Source organism: Pseudomonas sp. 910_21 (assembly GCF_052850735.1).
Window position 1 is genome coordinate 915,995 of record NZ_VXCY01000001.1, and the last position, 15,253, is coordinate 931,247.

The 15,253-nt window shown below is 61.1% G+C and carries 13 protein-coding genes; 11 read left to right on the plus strand and 2 right to left on the minus strand.

Features of this window, described 5'->3' with window-relative positions:
• Window positions 1–82 precede the first annotated feature (82 nt).
• A complete protein-coding gene (locus FW796_RS04250) occupies window positions 83–643 on the minus strand; it encodes a response regulator transcription factor (protein WP_025132017.1) in 561 nt (186 codons plus the stop codon).
• Window positions 636–1,898 carry an ATP-binding protein gene (locus FW796_RS04255; RefSeq protein ID WP_123727447.1) on the minus strand — a complete coding sequence of 421 codons (1,263 nt, stop codon included), beginning with the start codon at window positions 1,896–1,898 and terminating at the stop codon, window positions 636–638. The genes FW796_RS04250 and FW796_RS04255 overlap by 8 nt, the downstream gene beginning before the upstream one ends.
• Before the next feature lie 239 nt (window positions 1,899–2,137).
• On the opposite strand from FW796_RS04255, the gene FW796_RS04260 reads away from it, so the two are divergent.
• From FW796_RS04260 to FW796_RS04310, 11 genes are all read left to right on the plus strand, one after another.
• Window positions 2,138–2,854 (plus strand): SIMPL domain-containing protein, encoded by a 717-nt coding sequence (locus FW796_RS04260; protein ID WP_346633636.1) that lies wholly within the window; start codon window positions 2,138–2,140, stop codon window positions 2,852–2,854.
• A gap of 222 nt (window positions 2,855–3,076) precedes the next feature.
• Window positions 3,077–3,640: a helix-turn-helix domain-containing protein gene (locus FW796_RS04265; protein WP_123727445.1), complete on the plus strand. Its 564-nt coding sequence runs from the start codon at window positions 3,077–3,079 to the stop codon at window positions 3,638–3,640.
• A gap of 263 nt (window positions 3,641–3,903) precedes the next feature.
• The gene (locus FW796_RS04270) at window positions 3,904–4,341 is read left to right on the plus strand and encodes a hypothetical protein (RefSeq protein ID WP_446439050.1); all 438 of its coding nucleotides are present in this window, start codon (window positions 3,904–3,906) and stop codon (window positions 4,339–4,341) included.
• A 113-nt stretch (window positions 4,342–4,454) separates the two neighbouring features.
• On the plus strand, window positions 4,455–6,080 hold the full coding sequence (locus FW796_RS04275) for an ABC transporter substrate-binding protein (protein ID WP_346633638.1): 1,626 nt from the start codon (window positions 4,455–4,457) through the stop codon (window positions 6,078–6,080).
• Window positions 6,081–6,387: 307 nt separating this feature from the next.
• A complete protein-coding gene (locus tag FW796_RS04280) occupies window positions 6,388–7,974 on the plus strand; it encodes an ABC transporter substrate-binding protein (protein WP_346633639.1) in 1,587 nt (528 codons plus the stop codon).
• Between the two features lie 166 nt (window positions 7,975–8,140).
• Window positions 8,141–9,547, plus strand: a complete 1,407-nt coding sequence (locus FW796_RS04285) for an OprD family porin (protein ID WP_346633640.1) — start codon at window positions 8,141–8,143, stop codon at window positions 9,545–9,547.
• A gap of 78 nt (window positions 9,548–9,625) precedes the next feature.
• Entirely contained in the window at window positions 9,626–11,221 is a 1,596-nt protein-coding gene (locus FW796_RS04290; protein ID WP_446439051.1) for an ABC transporter substrate-binding protein, read from the plus strand.
• 73 nt (window positions 11,222–11,294) lie between these two features.
• Window positions 11,295–12,305: an ABC transporter permease subunit gene (locus FW796_RS04295; protein WP_346633642.1), complete on the plus strand. Its 1,011-nt coding sequence runs from the start codon at window positions 11,295–11,297 to the stop codon at window positions 12,303–12,305.
• Between the two features lie 11 nt (window positions 12,306–12,316).
• Window positions 12,317–13,228 (plus strand): ABC transporter permease subunit, encoded by a 912-nt coding sequence (locus FW796_RS04300; RefSeq protein WP_011059232.1) that lies wholly within the window; start codon window positions 12,317–12,319, stop codon window positions 13,226–13,228.
• Between the two features lie 10 nt (window positions 13,229–13,238).
• Window positions 13,239–14,207 (plus strand): ABC transporter ATP-binding protein, encoded by a 969-nt coding sequence (locus FW796_RS04305; protein ID WP_346633643.1) that lies wholly within the window; start codon window positions 13,239–13,241, stop codon window positions 14,205–14,207.
• A complete protein-coding gene (locus FW796_RS04310; protein WP_346633644.1) occupies window positions 14,207–15,178 on the plus strand; it encodes a peptide ABC transporter ATP-binding protein in 972 nt (323 codons plus the stop codon). Before FW796_RS04305 ends, FW796_RS04310 begins: the two co-directional genes overlap by 1 nt.
• Window positions 15,179–15,253: the final 75 nt, after the last annotated feature.

Below are 15,253 nucleotides of genomic sequence, written 5' to 3' on the forward strand. Positions count from 1 at the left end.
GGGAGAGGGACAAGCGTTGAGCCGATCTTAGTAGATCGGCTCGCTTTTTCACGGTGTCCAGCGACATTCATTCAGTCGCGGTTCAGCGACGGACGGGACGCTTCTGCAGTTTGCGCTGCAAGGTACGGCGATGCATGCCCAGGGCCCGGGCAGTGGCGGAGATATTACCTTCGTGTTCGGTCAGCACGCGCTGGATGTGCTCCCATTGCAGACGGTCCACGGACATCGGGTTTTCCGGCACCAGGGTGTCCAGGTCCGCATGTTCGGAGAGCAGCGCGGCCAGCACATCATCGGCGTCCGCGGGTTTGCACAGGTAGTTGCAGGCGCCGCGCTTGATAGCCTCCACCGCCGTGGCGATGCTCGAATAGCCGGTGAGGATCAGGACGCGCATTTCCGGGTCCAGCTCCAGCAGCTTGGGCAATAGCACCAGCCCGGAGTCGCCATCCATCTTCAGGTCCAGCGCGGCGTAGTCCGGCAGATCCTGCTGGGCGATGGTCAGACCCTCTTCCGCGGAACCTGCGGTACTGACGCGAAAGCCCCGGCGGCTCATGGCGCGTGCCATCACCCGGGTAAAGGTGGCGTCATCATCCACCAGCAACAAATGCGGCAGTTCTTCGCCTTCGACTTGGATCTCTTCACTCATGGTCGTCTCCTCGGGCGGCACGGGGCAGGCGCAGCTCGGTGAGCGTTCCGCCTTCCTCATGACTGTAGAGTTTCACTGAGCCACCGGCGCGGGTCACGCTGGCCTTGCTCAAAAACAGGCCCAGGCCGAAGCCTTTGCCCTTGGTGGTAAAAAACGGTTTGCCAATCTGCTCGGCGATGGCCAAGGGTACTCCGGCACCGTGGTCGCGAATACTGATGGTGAGGTTTTCCGCGTCCCAGTCCAGGCGCACTTCCAAGCCTTCGGGGCAGGCATCGGCTGCATTGTTCAACAGATTGAGCAAGGCCTGGGTCAGGTCCGGCGGCGGCGCCAGGCGCGGCACCGGTCCCTCACCCAGCAGGTGGAAACGATAGCTGGCTTCAGGGCGCATCAGGTGCCAGCGGTTCAACGCCTCGTCCAGCCACTGGGTGACTTCCTGCATTTCCACCGCCAGACGGCGATTGGCCTCAGCGGCACGTACCAACTGCTGCAAGGTTTCCTTGCACAGTTTGACCTGATCCTGGAGCACGCTGAGGTCATCTTGCAACAGAGGATCGGGATGGTCCTGGCGCATTTCCTTGAGCAGTACGCTCATGGTCGCCAGCGGCGTACCCAGCTCATGGGCGGCGCCGGCGGCTTGGGTCGCCACGGCCAGCAACTGCTGATCGCGCAGGCCCTCTTCACGGCGGATCGCCCGCAACTCTTCCTGACGGCGCAGTTCTTCGGCCATGCGTGCAGCGAAGAAGGTGATCACCGCCGCCGCCAGGGCAAAACTCAGCCACATGCCATAGACCTGCAGGTTTTCCCGGGCGATGGGGAAAGTCTGCAAGGGGTAGAAGCGCGCCAGCAACAAGGTATAGAGGGTCAGGGCAATACCCGACAACACCACCGAATAGCGCCAGGGCAGCGTCACGGCGGCGATCGTCAGGGGCACCAGGTAATAGGAGACAAAGGGGTTGGTAGAGCCGCCGGAGAAATACAGCAGCACACTGTGGATAAACAGGTCGCAGGCCAGTTGCAGGGCATATTCCAGCTCCGTCACCGGCCACGAGGTTCGCAAGCGGATGGCGGTGAAGGCACAGAGCACCATGGAAAACATCAGAGTGACGCCCAGTTGCAACCAGGGCAGCGGCAACAATTCCAGCCAATAGGCGAGCCCCACCGAACCGGCCTGAGCAGCCAGAACCAGGGTACGGATAAAGGTCAGGCGCCAGAGGTTCTGACGAGTGGCAGACAATAATTTTACGGGGGCGAGCATGAGCTCTCCTGATGAGCGCTCCAGGGCAATCGGCGGGAGTATAACCAAGCAGCCCCCGCCACAGGCAAAACTGCGGCAAAGCGTCACAGAAAAACAGTGGCAAGCTGCAAGCTTTGAGCTACAAGCGTATTGGCTCTCAACACGCAGCTTGCGGCTTGAAACTTGCCGCAGCCCGACACTGTCTGAACGTTTCACGCAGGCTCTGAGCTGATCCTGCGGACCGCACTCAAGGAGTTTCCATGCAGCATTTCCGTCGAAGCCTCGCCCTTCTGGCCCTCAGCGCCGGCACCCTCACCAGTCTGCCCGCCCTGGCCGCCGATGAACTGCACTACAACCAGATTTCCCTGCGTGCCGAAGTCAGTCAGGAAGTGGCACGGGACCTGATGATCGTGACCCTCTACAGCGAATCGCAGAACAGCGACCCGGCCAAGCTCGCCGCAGAAATCACCAGCACCATGAACAAGGCCCTGGGTCAGGCCCGCCAGGTCAAGGATGTGACCCTGCGCCAGGGCAGCCGCAACAGCTACCCGATCTACGACGGCAAGGGTCAGAAGATCACTGGTTGGCGCGAACGCGCCGAACTGCGCCTGGAAAGTTCCGACTTCGCCGCCCTGTCCAAGCTCACCGGTGAGCTGCTGGGCGACCTGAAAATGGCCGGCATGGACTTCGCCATCGCCGACCCGACCCGCAAGGCCAGCGAAGATGCCCTGCTCAAGGACGCGGTCAAAGCATTCAAGGCCCGTGCGCAACTGGCCACCGAAGCCCTGGGCGGCAAGGGATACAAAATCGTCAATCTGAACCTCAACAGCAACGGTTATCCACAGCCCTACCTGCGAGCACCGATGATGATGAAGGCCGCCAGCATGGATTCGGCGCCAGTGACTCCGGAAGTCGAGGCCGGCACCAGCCAGGTCAGCATGACCGCCGACGGCGCCATCGAAGTGCTGATGCCGTAAACTTCTCCCAGCGTCCCCCAACGGCGGTAACCTCTAGTGCAAAACGAGGTCGCCGCCGTTTTTCGTGACCAGGCATTTCAACCCGCAGCCGATGAACTCAGCTCTGGGTGGGTGCGTTCGGCCACTGTGGTGATGCTAAAGTTACGCACCTCGGTATTGCGCCTGTCAGGCGTCATGGTCGTGCGCCGGGTATACTGCTCCTTTCCTATAAGAGTCTCTCCAATGACCGCAGATCGCATCGGCGAACGCCTGCGTCGCTATCGCCGCGCCGCCAAGAAAACCCTGCGCCAAATTGCCAGTGAGTCTGGCCTGACCGCCAGTTTCCTCTCCCAAGCGGAACGCAATCTCACCGGTGTCTCGATCTCTTCCCTGGTCAACATTGCCAAGTCTCTGAACGTTCCGCTGAACGCTCTGTTCGACCAGCCAACCCAGGCGCAACCCGACTCCCACGACGGCAAGCGGGTGCGCTACACCATCGAAGGCCAGCCACTGGCCTACGAGCGACTGTCCAGTTCCTTTCCCGGCAACCTGATCAACGCGGTGAAAATGAACATCCCGGTGGGCTACCAGTCGGAACTGATCTCCCACGATGGCTCTGAGTTTTCCTACGTTCTTTCAGGGCAGATCGTCTACACCATCGAGGGTCACCAATATCCCCTTGGCGCCGGCGACTCGGTGCACTTCGACTCGACCAAAACCCACTGCCTGGCCAATGTCGGCAGCGGCCCGGCGGAAGTCCTGACTGTCACGACCATGGGTCTGTTCGACGACCATTCGGCGGCGTAAGCCCCACGCGCAGGCGCCTGCCGAACCTCACAGACACACCTGTGCGCAAGAGAAATGTTAGTCAGGCTTAATTTTCGTTGACCACGATTTCAGCATGACTTAATTTCGGCATCGGCGAATCGACAATCAACAACACAATAAGCGATCGCCATCGCCGCACAGGGTCCATGGGGCTGCATCCACGCCCCATAGAAAGGCGAGTTACCGCGGCCCACAAGGCCAATCCTCAGATATGCCCTAGAAAAAGAAAAAATGAGGTTTGCATGCGTAAGACCTTTCCGCTCCAGGTTTGGCAGACAGCGGGGCTGATCCTCGACCCACGCCTGTCGCATGCCAGCAGCAACCTCCACAGTGACAACTTCACTGCGAGCCGCGACTTCAACACCGCCGACGATGCGCTGACCACCCGCCGTCGCCTGCAAGGTCCCGGGCAACCGTCTCCCACGGCCTCCCCCATTCCATCGCCCTACGCCATCCGGTCAGCCGGATGCGTCGCAGATTTGCGCCAGCCTGAAAAGGCCTGGCGGTTCAAGCGCAAGCCAGTAGGCACCCGCTCCATTGACGCACCAACCAGGGGCACGAACAGCCCCGTTTGCCCAATGGAGAAGCAACGCACGCACCAGAAAAAACCGGCGCAATCGGTCAAATGCGTCAATATTTATACAAATGCGTCATTCGTGTACGTTCGTTCCACTCTTTGAGACTTGTGTCGGCCCTGCATCTTGCAATGGGTATGAGGGCTGCATAAGTATCGGCGGGTCGACTCACAAGGTCGCCCTCTACACCAAAAATGACAACAAATCATGAGGCCACCATGTTCAAAAAAGCAGTCCTTCCGTTTTTAGTCAGTGCCGGCTTGCTGGCCAGCGCACCCTTCGCCCACGCGGCGACTAACCTGGTGTTCTGCTCTGAAGGGAGCCCGGCCGGTTTCGACCCTGGCCAGTACACCACCGGAACCGACTTCGACGCCTCAGCCGAAACCCTCTACAACCGCCTCAGCCAGTTCGAACGTGGCGGCACCGCAGTCATTCCGGGCCTGGCCACCAGCTGGGACATCTCGGACGACGGTCTGACCTACACCTTCCACCTGCGCGAAGGGGTCAAGTTCCACACCACGCCGTACTTCACCCCGACCCGTACCTTCAACGCCGACGACGTGCTGTTCACCTTCAACCGCATGATCGACAAGGACATGCCGTTCCGTAAGGCATACCCGACCGAATTCCCGTACTTCACCGACATGGGGATGGACACCAACATCACCAAGGTCGAGAAAGTCGACGACAAGACCGTCAAGTTCACCCTGAAAACCGTTGATGCCGCGTTCATCCAGAACCTGGCCATGAGCTTTGCCTCCATCCAGTCCGCCGAGTACGCCGACAAGCTGCTCAAGGAAGGCAAGACCAGCGATATCAACCAGAAGCCGATCGGCACAGGCCCCTTCGTTTTCAAGAGCTACCAGAAAGACTCCAACATCCGCTACACCGGCAACAAGGACTACTGGAAGCCTGAAGACGTGAAGATCGACAACCTGATCTTCGCCATCACCACCGACCCATCGGTGCGCATCCAGAAGCTGAAGAAGAACGAATGCCAGGTCACCCTCTTCCCGCGTCCGGCCGACCTGAAGGCGCTCAAGGAAGACAAGACCCTGAAGATGCCTGAACAGGCAGGCTTCAACCTGGGCTACATCGCCTACAACGTGATGCCGGTGCTCAAGGGCCGCACCGACGCCAACCCGCTGGCTGACCTCAAGGTTCGCCAGGCGCTGGACATGGCCGTCAACAAGCCGCAGATCATCGACTCGGTCTACCAGGGCGCCGGCCAGCTGGCGGTCAACGCCATGCCGCCGACCCAGTGGTCCTACGACACCACCATCAAGGATGCCAAGTACGATCCCGAGAAAGCCAAGCAGCTGCTCAAGGAGGCCGGCATCAAGGAAGGCACCCAGATCACCCTGTGGGCCATGCCGGTACAGCGTCCGTACAACCCGAACGCCAAGCTGATGGCAGAGATGCTGCAGTCCGACTGGGCCAAGATCGGTCTCAAGGTCAACATCGTCAGCTACGAGTGGGGCGAGTACATCAAGCGCTCCAAAGGCGGCGAAAACCAGGCGATGATCATCGGCTGGAGCGGCGACAATGGTGACCCCGACAACTGGCTCGGCACCCTGTTCGGTTGCGATGCAATGAACGGCAACAACTTCTCGAAATGGTGCGACAAGCCTTATGACGCACTGATCAAGCAAGCCAAGGCCACCTCGGATGTGGCCAAACGCACCGAGCTGTACAAGCAGGCGCAACACATCCTCAAAGATGCCGTTCCGATGACACCTATCGCTCACTCGACGGTGTTCCAACCCATGCGCGCCAACGTGCAGGATTTCAAGATCAGCCCCTTTGGCTTGAACTCCTTCTACGGCGTAGGCATCGGCAAATAAGGTTGTGCAACGGCGACGTCGATGACGTCGCCGTTGTGTTACCGCTCCCCCTGAAAGCGTCCGGCCCTGGGGTCGAGATCGCATCCCTTTGTACGTGATCGCTCGAATTTAGAGCCGATTCCTACAAGGCTTTCAGGTACAGCGCATATACGCCCCAGCCATCGGCTCCTAACGTCGAGGCATGGCAAAACTGCGTCTGTCGGTGGGCATTTGCTGCAGCCATGGTTTGGCATCAATGGCCTGTACAGGCTCCAGGAAGGAGCCATGGTCCATTGATCATCACAACAAAAAATGGAGATGGACCGTCATGCGTCATTCGTTGATTTTCTCGGCCCTGCTGGCCACCAGTTCGATCTGCAGCGCTGCCGACCGCAGCCTGGTGTTCTGTTCCGAAGGCAGCCCCGCAGGCTTTGACACCGCGCAGTACACCACCGCCACCGACAACGATGCCGCCGAGCCGCTGTACAACCGCCTGGTGGAGTTCGAGAAAGGCGCAACCAACGTACTGCCGGCCCTGGCCAAAAGCTGGGACATTTCCGAGGACGGCCTCAAGTACAGCTTTCACCTGCGTGAAGGCGTGAAGTTCCACAACACTCCTTACTTCAAGCCCAGCCGCGACCTCAACGCCGACGACGTGCTGTTCACCTTCAATCGCATGCTCGACGCCGAACATCCGTTCCGTAAGGCCTATCCGACGGAGTTCCCCTACTTCAACGGCATGAGCCTGAACAAGAACATCGCCAAGGTCGAGAAAACCGACCCACTGACCGTGGTCATGACCCTCAACACCGTGGACGCCGCGTTCATCCAGAACCTGGCCATGAGCTTTGCCGCGATCCTCTCCGCCGAATACGCCGAGCAACTGCTCAAGGCCGGCACTCCCAGCCAGATCAACCAGCAACCCATCGGCACCGGGCCGTTCGTATTCCAGCGCTACCAGAAAGACTCGCAAATCCGCTACGCCGCCAATCCGCACTATTGGGACCCGAGCCGGGTCAAGCTCGACAGGCTGATCTTCGCCATCAACACCGATGCCTCGGTACGCGTGCAGAAGCTGCGCGCCGGCGAATGCCAGGTGACCCTGCACCCGCGTCCCGCCGACATCGATGCCCTGAAGAACGACGCAAAACTGCAGGTCATCGAGAAGCCCGGCTTCAACCTCGGCTACATCGCCTATAACGTGCAACACAAACCCTTCGACCGCCTCGAAGTGCGCCAGGCACTGGACATGGCGGTGAACAAGCACAGCATTCTCAATGCCGTGTACCAGGGCGCCGGCCAGTTGGCGGTGAACGCCATGCCGCCCACCCAGTGGTCCTACGACGAGACCATCAAGGACGCCGCCTACAACCCGGAAAAGGCCCGCGAGCTGCTCAAGGCTGCCGGGGTCAAGGAAGGCACGGAAATCACCCTCTGGGCCATGCCCGTGCAACGCCCCTACAACCCCAACGCCAAGCTGATGGCCGAAATGCTCCAGTCCGACTGGGCGAAGATCGGCCTCAAGGTGAAGATCGTCAGCTACGAATGGGGCGAGTACATCAAGCGCACCAAGAACGGCGAACACGACATCAGCCTGATCGGCTGGACTGGAGACAACGGTGACCCGGACAACTGGCTGGGCACCCTGTACAGCTGTGACGCCATCGGCGGCAACAACTACTCCATGTGGTGCGACCCGCAGTACGACACGCTGATCAAGCAAGCCAAGGTCGTCACCGACCGTGAACAGCGCACCGAGCTCTATAAGCAGGCCCAGCAGTTGCTCAAGCAGCAAGTGCCGATCACGCCTGTGGCCCACTCGACGATCAACCAGCCGTTAAGCGCGAAAGTCGAGGGTTTCAAGGTCAGTCCCTTCGGCCGCAACTCCTTTTCAGGTGTCGGCCTAGCCCCATAACCGATGAGCCAAAACCCTGAGGGCGATTCTCGCCCTCACGCAGGCGCTTTGCCTGAATTCGGCGATTGAGCCGCGTGCAAACGTTTGCGATGCCATGAATGAGTTCCAAAAACCAGCCGGCCCAAAAAAACCGGCATCTAAAAAAGAAAACAAAGGAGCTTCACCCATGAAACTGAGCAGCAGCGCATTGTTAGCCTTGGCTATCAGTAGCATCACCGCCACGGCCTATGCGGAGAATGTCAGCCAGGACTTCGTCCCGACTGAACTGAACAGCACCAAGGCCCAGGCTGAAACCAAGGGCTTCATCGAAGGGCAGAGCCTGTCGGGCAGCACCCGCAACTGGTACGCCAACGAGCTGAACCGTCGCAATGACCGTTTCTCGTACAACCACAATGGCGTTCCCACCTCGACCCCACGCCGTATCAACTGGGTCCAGGGCACCATCCTCAACTACACCTCGGGCTTCACCGAAGGCACCGTGGGTGTCAGCACCGAAGTCGCGGCCTACAACGCCATTGCCCTGGATCGTGACCGCAAGGACATCGCCGGCAAGAACAACCGCACCCTGACCCACTCCGACGGCGACGCCGTAGGCCAGTGGAGCAAGCTCGGTCTGGCCAACGTCAAGTTCCGTGTCTCGAACACCACCCTGACCGCCGGCCGGCAGAACTTCAGCACGCCAATCGTCGATGTCATCGGCAACCGTCCACTGCCTTCCAGCTTTGAAGGGGTGAGCATCCACAGCGAAGAATTCAACAACCTGTCGTTCGACGCCGGCACCTTCGACCGGGTATCGCCACGGACCGAGCAGAGCCTTTCGAAATTCCGCTCCGAGTACAACACCAATGGCGCCGAGACCGATCGCGTCAGCCTTGTCGGTGTCAACTACCAGCCGCTGAAAAGCCTGAAGACCAGCCTCTACGCCTCCAAGGTGGAAGACTTCTGGAACCAGTACTACTTCGGCGCCACCCATGAGCTGGGTGATAGCCAGGTACTGAGCCTGACCACCGGCCTGAACTACTACAAGACCGTCGACACCGGCAAGAAAGAGATGGGGAACATCGACAACGATACCTACTCCCTCTCCCTGGGGCTGACCCACCAGGCCCACAGCCTGACCTTCTCGTACCAGGAAATTAACGGTAACGAGTACTTCGACTACCTGCACGAAACCAACGGCATCTACCTGGCCAACTCCCTGCTCTCGGACTTCAACGGCCCGAACGAGAAATCCTTCCAGATCGCCTACGGCCTGAACATGGCCGAATACGGCGTGCCCGGCCTGAAGTTCAATATCTACCAGGCTCGCGGCTGGGGCATCGATGGTACCCACTACAACGGCACCGCCTACAGCGGCGTAAAAGCCGACGGCACCGTCTACGGCGTACGCACCATGGACGGCGAACACCACTATGAATATGGCATCGGCGCATCCTATGCCGTACAGAGTGGTCCGCTCAAAGCCACGGCGATCCGGGCGACCTACACCACTCACCGCGCCAGCGAGAACCAGGCCGACGGCAATATCAACGAGTTCCGTCTGGTCACCACCATCCCGTTCAATATTCTCTAACCCACCAGTTGAAGGGCGGATTCATGACGAATCCGCCGTTCAAGCTAATCTGGTTCAATTGATTGCAGAGGGTTCTTGATGAAAATGCTTCCCCTGAGAGCGGCCATGGGCGCCGCACTGCTGAGCGTTGCCATGGGCGCCGCAGCCAAACCCTTGGTGGTCTGTACCGAAGCCAGCCCGGAAGGCTTCGATATGGTCCAGTACACGACTGCAGTCACTGCCGACGCGGTGGCGGAAACCATCTTCAACCGCCTGGTGGACTTCAAGCCCGGCACCACCGACATCCAGCCCGCCCTGGCGGAATCCTGGGAGATCAGCCCGGACGGCCTGCAATACACTTTCCACCTGCGTAAAGGCGTCAAGTTCCACACCACCGACTACTTCACTCCAACCCGCGACATGAACGCCGACGACGTGCTCTGGAGCTTCCAGCGTCAACTGGACCCGAAGCACCCCTGGCATGACAAGTCCAGCGTCGGCTTCCCCTACTTCGAAAGTATGGGTTTCAAGGAGCTGCTCAAAAGCGTCGAGAAGACTGACGACCACACCGTGGTCTTCACCCTGACCCGCCGCGAGGCCCCGTTCCTGGCCGACATCGCCATGGCCTTCTCTTCCATATTCCCGGCGGAATACGCCGACAAGCTGCTCAAGGAAGGCAAGACCGGCGACCTCAACAGCAAGCCCATCGGCACCGGCCCGTTCGTTTTCACCCGCTACGCCAAGGACGCCCAGGTACGTTTCAAGGCCAACCCGGACTACTTCCGGGGCAAGGCGCCGGCGGACCCGCTGGTGCTGGCGATCACCACCGATAACAACGTGCGCCTGCAGAAGCTCAAGGCCAACGAGTGCCAGATCGCCCTGTACCCCAAACCCGACGACATCCCCAGCATCAAGGCCGACGCCAACCTCAAGGTCGACGAGCTGGCTGCCATGACCACCGGCTACATCGCCATGAACAACACACGCAAGTACATGAGCGACGTGCGAGTGCGCAAGGCCATCGACATCGCCTTTGACAAGGAAGCCTACGTCAACAGCCTGTACGGCAAAGGCAACGCCCTGGTGGGCACCGGCCCTTATCCTCCGACCTTGCTGGGCTTCAACAACAGCCTGCAGAACCCGGCCCGGGACCTGGACAAGGCCCGCGCCCTGCTCAAGGACGCCGGCGTGCCGGATGGCACGGTCATCACCCTGTTCACCCGCAATGGCGGAGGCCCGACCAACCCCAACCCCCTGCTGGGCGCCCAGATGATGCAGGCCGACCTGGCCAAGATCGGCCTCAAGCTCGACATCCGCGTCATGGAGTGGGGCGAGATGCTCAAGCGTGCGAAAAACGGCGAACACGATATGGTGTCGGCCGGCTGGGCGGGTGACAACGGCGATCCGGACAATTTCCTGACCCCGAACCTGAGTTGTGACGCAGCGAAAAACGGCGAAAACTACGCCCGCTGGTGCAACAAGGCATTCCAGGACCTGATCGACCAGGCCCGTTCCGACGCTGAACCTGCCAAACGCGCAGAGCTCTATGAAAAAGCGTTGCTGATTTTCCAACAGGATCAACCGTGGATTCCCATGGCCTATCCGAAGATGTTCACCGCCATGCGCAAGAACGTCGAGGGTTACCACCAGAGCCCCCTGACCACCAACAACTTCGCGACCACCCAAGTGAAGTGATAAGAAACGCCCGCCGCCCTTGACCCCAAGGGTGGCGGGAACGCCTAACCGGCTGATTGAGGTATTTCAGAAGATGTTTAGTTTTATTGCCCGCCGTGTGGGGTTGTTGATCCCCACATTCTTCGGCATCACCTTGCTGACCTTCGCCTTGATACGCATGATTCCCGGCGACCCCGTGGAAGTCATGATGGGCGAACGTCGGGTCGACCCCGAGATGCATGCCCAGGCAATGGAACGCCTTGGATTGAACAAACCGCTGTATGCCCAATACCTGGACTACATCGGCAAGCTCGCCCACGGTGACCTGGGCGAATCCCTGCGCACCCGCACCAGTGTGTGGAGCGAATTCACTTCGCTGTTCCCCGCGACCCTGGAACTGTCCATGGCCGCCCTGCTGTTCGCCGGCGTGCTCGGGCTGCTGGCCGGGGTGATCGCCGCCCTCAAGCGAGGGTCCCTGTTCGACCATGGGGTCATGGGCATCTCCCTCGCGGGCTATTCGATGCCGATCTTCTGGTGGGGCCTGATCCTGATCATGTTCTTCTCGGTGAGTCTGGGCTGGACCCCGGTGTCCGGGCGCATCGACCTGCTCTACGACATCGAGCCCAAGACCGGCTTCATGCTTGTCGACACCCTGCTGGCCGGGGACACCAGTGCCTTCTTCGACGCCCTGCACCACCTGATTCTGCCGGCCATTGTCCTGGGCACCATTCCCCTGGCGGTGATCGCGCGGATGACCCGCTCCTCGATGCTCGAAGTGCTGCGTGAAGACTACATCCGCACCGCCAAGGCCAAGGGCCTGTCGCCGGCCCGGGTGGTATTCGTCCACGGCCTGCGCAACGCGCTGATTCCGGTGCTGACCGTAGTCGGCCTGCAAGTCGGCACCCTGCTGGCCGGTGCAGTGCTGACCGAAACCATCTTCTCCTGGCCGGGGATCGGCAAGTGGCTGATCGAAGCCATCGGCGCCCGGGACTATCCCGTGGTGCAGAACGGCATCCTGCTGATCGCCTGCCTGGTGATCATGGTCAACTTCGTGGTGGACATCCTCTACGGCTTTGCCAACCCACGCATCCGTCACCAGCGCTGAGATCAAGACTAATGAGCACTCCAACTTCCTCAGTAGCAGTCGATCAAAGCCTGCTCTATCCGTCCGTCTACAAAGAATTCTGGCAGCACTTCTCCCGCAACAAGGGCGCGGTAGCCGGCCTGCTGTTCATGCTGCTGATCGTGTTCTGCGCACTGTTCGCCCCCTGGGTGGCGCCGCACAACCCCAGCGAGCAGTACCGCGACTTCCTGCTGACGCCGCCGGCCTGGCTCGAAGGCGGGCAGATGCAGTTCCTGCTGGGCACCGACGAACTGGGCCGCGACCTGCTGTCGCGCCTGATCCAGGGCTCGCGGCTGTCGCTGCTGATCGGCTTGTCATCGGTGGTGATGTCGCTGATCCCGGGCATCCTCCTGGGCCTGTTCGCCGGTTTCTTCCCGCGTTTGCTGGGCCCGACCATCATGCGCCTGATGGACATCATGCTGGCTCTGCCATCGCTGCTGCTGGCCGTGGCCATCGTCGCCATCCTCGGCCCAGGCCTGATCAACACCGTGATCGCCATTGCCGTGGTGTCCCTGCCGTCCTATGTGCGCCTGACCCGTGCCGCGGTGATGGGCGAACTGAACCGCGACTACGTGACCGCAGCACGCCTGGCCGGTGCAGGCCTGCCGCGCCTGATGTTCATCACAGTGCTGCCCAATTGCATGGCGCCACTGATCGTCCAGGCCACCTTGAGCTTCTCCTCGGCGATCCTCGACGCCGCCGCCCTGGGCTTCCTCGGCCTGGGCGTGCAACCGCCGACTCCGGAATGGGGCACCATGCTGGCCTCGGCCCGGGACTACATCGAACGCGCCTGGTGGGTCGTGAGCCTGCCGGGTCTGACCATTTTGCTCAGCGTGCTGGCAATCAACCTGATGGGCGACGGCCTGCGCGATGCGCTGGACCCGAAACTCAAGAACGCCGCCTGAGGAGATTCCCATGTCACTGCTAGAAATCAAGAATCTCAACGTACGCTTCGGCGATGCCACGGCGGTGCCGGTGGTTGATGGCCTCGACCTCAAGGTCGACAAGGGCGAAGTGCTGGCCATCGTCGGCGAGTCCGGCTCGGGTAAGTCGGTGACCATGATGGCGCTGATGGGGCTGATCGAGCACCCCGGCATCGTCACCGCCGACGCCCTCAGCTTCGACGGCCGCGACATGCTCAAGCTCAGCGCCCGCCAGCGCCGGCAGATCGTCGGCAAGGACCTGGCCATGGTCTTCCAGGACCCGATGACCGCGCTGAACCCGAGCTACACCGTAGGCTTTCAGATCGAGGAAGTGCTGCGCCTGCACCTGAAGATGTCCGCCAAGGCGGCGCGCAAGCGCGCCATCGAGCTGCTGGAAAAGGTCGAGATCCCTGGCGCGGCCAGCCGCATGGACGCCTACCCGCACCAGCTGTCCGGCGGCATGAGCCAACGGGTGGCGATTGCCATGGCGATTGCCGGCGAGCCCAAGCTGTTGATCGCCGACGAACCCACCACCGCCCTGGACGTGACCATCCAGGCGCAGATCATGGACCTGCTGCTCAACCTGCAGAAAGAACAGAACATGGGCCTGGTGCTGATCACCCACGACCTCGCCGTCGTGGCCGAAACCGCCCAGCGCGTGTGCGTGATGTACGCCGGGCAAGCCGTGGAAGTCGGCCAGGTACCGGAGCTGTTCGACATCCCCGCTCACCCTTACAGCGAAGCGCTGCTGGCGGCGATTCCCGAGCATAGCCTGGGCGCCACCCGCCTCTCGACTCTGCCCGGTATCGTCCCCGGGCGTTACGACCGACCACAGGGCTGCCTGCTGTCGCCGCGCTGCCCCTACGCCCAGGACAACTGCCGTCAGCAGCGTCCGAGCCTCGATCAAAAAGCCGCCAGCCTGGTGCGCTGCTTCTACCCGCTGAATCAGGAGGTGGCGTAATGGCCGTCGTTCTTACCGCCCGCGACCTGACCCGTCACTACGAAGTGTCCCGTGGCCTGTTCAAGGGCCATGCCACCGTGCGCGCCCTCAACGGCGTGTCCTTTGAACTGGAAGCCGGCAAGACCCTGGCCGTGGTCGGCGAGTCCGGCTGCGGCAAGTCCACCCTGGCCCGGGCCCTGACCCTGATCGAAGAACCCTCCTCGGGCTCGCTGAAAATCGCCGGCCAGGAAGTCGCCGGCGCCGACAAGGCCCAGCGCAAGCAACTGCGCAAAGACGTGCAGATGGTGTTCCAGAGCCCTTATGCCTCGCTCAACCCGCGGCAGAAGATCGGTGACCAACTGGCCGAGCCGCTGCTGATCAACACCAAGCTGTCCGCCGCCGAACGCCGGGAGAAAGTCCAGGCGATGATGAAACAGGTGGGCCTGCGCCCCGAGCACTACCAGCGCTACCCGCACATGTTCTCCGGTGGTCAGCGCCAGCGCATCGCCCTGGCCCGGGCCATGATGCTGCAGCCCAAGGTGCTGGTGGCGGATGAGCCGACCTCGGCCCTGGACGTGTCGATCCAGGCCCAGGTGCTGAACCTGTTCATGGACCTGCAGCAGGAGTTCAACACTGCCTACGTGTTCATCTCCCACAACCTGGCGGTGGTGCGTCACGTCGCCGACCAAGTGTTGGTGATGTACCTCGGCCGGCCGGTGGAAATGGGCCCCAAGGAGGACATCTACACCCGCCCCCTGCATCCCTACACCCAGGCGCTGCTGTCGGCGACCCCAACCATCCACCCGGACCCGGACAAACCGAAGATCAAGATCGTCGGCGAATTGCCCAACCCACTGAACCCGCCGTCGGGCTGCGCCTTCCACAAGCGCTGCCCCTACGCCACCGAGCGTTGCAGCACGCAAGAGCCGGCCCTGCGCCAGCTCGACAGCCGTCAGGTGGCTTGCCACTACGCCGAGCAGTTTGTGGTTTAAGCGGACATGAAAAAGGCGCTCCCGAAACGGTCCGGGAGCGCCTGTACAGTGTTCCACCCGCCCCTGGCAACGGAT

Coding starts and splice junctions, on each gene's coding strand:
- FW796_RS04250 (WP_025132017.1), bottom strand. CDS start 643: ATGAGTGAAGAGATCCAAGTCGAAGGCGAAGAACTGCCGCATTTGTTG.
- FW796_RS04255 (WP_123727447.1), bottom strand. CDS start 1,898: ATGCTCGCCCCCGTAAAATTATTGTCTGCCACTCGTCAGAACCTCTGG.
- FW796_RS04260 (WP_346633636.1), top strand. CDS start 2,138: ATGCAGCATTTCCGTCGAAGCCTCGCCCTTCTGGCCCTCAGCGCCGGC.
- FW796_RS04265 (WP_123727445.1), top strand. CDS start 3,077: ATGACCGCAGATCGCATCGGCGAACGCCTGCGTCGCTATCGCCGCGCC.
- FW796_RS04270 (WP_446439050.1), top strand. CDS start 3,904: ATGCGTAAGACCTTTCCGCTCCAGGTTTGGCAGACAGCGGGGCTGATC.
- FW796_RS04275 (WP_346633638.1), top strand. CDS start 4,455: ATGTTCAAAAAAGCAGTCCTTCCGTTTTTAGTCAGTGCCGGCTTGCTG.
- FW796_RS04280 (WP_346633639.1), top strand. CDS start 6,388: ATGCGTCATTCGTTGATTTTCTCGGCCCTGCTGGCCACCAGTTCGATC.
- FW796_RS04285 (WP_346633640.1), top strand. CDS start 8,141: ATGAAACTGAGCAGCAGCGCATTGTTAGCCTTGGCTATCAGTAGCATC.
- FW796_RS04290 (WP_446439051.1), top strand. CDS start 9,626: ATGAAAATGCTTCCCCTGAGAGCGGCCATGGGCGCCGCACTGCTGAGC.
- FW796_RS04295 (WP_346633642.1), top strand. CDS start 11,295: ATGTTTAGTTTTATTGCCCGCCGTGTGGGGTTGTTGATCCCCACATTC.
- FW796_RS04300 (WP_011059232.1), top strand. CDS start 12,317: ATGAGCACTCCAACTTCCTCAGTAGCAGTCGATCAAAGCCTGCTCTAT.
- FW796_RS04305 (WP_346633643.1), top strand. CDS start 13,239: ATGTCACTGCTAGAAATCAAGAATCTCAACGTACGCTTCGGCGATGCC.
- FW796_RS04310 (WP_346633644.1), top strand. CDS start 14,207: ATGGCCGTCGTTCTTACCGCCCGCGACCTGACCCGTCACTACGAAGTG.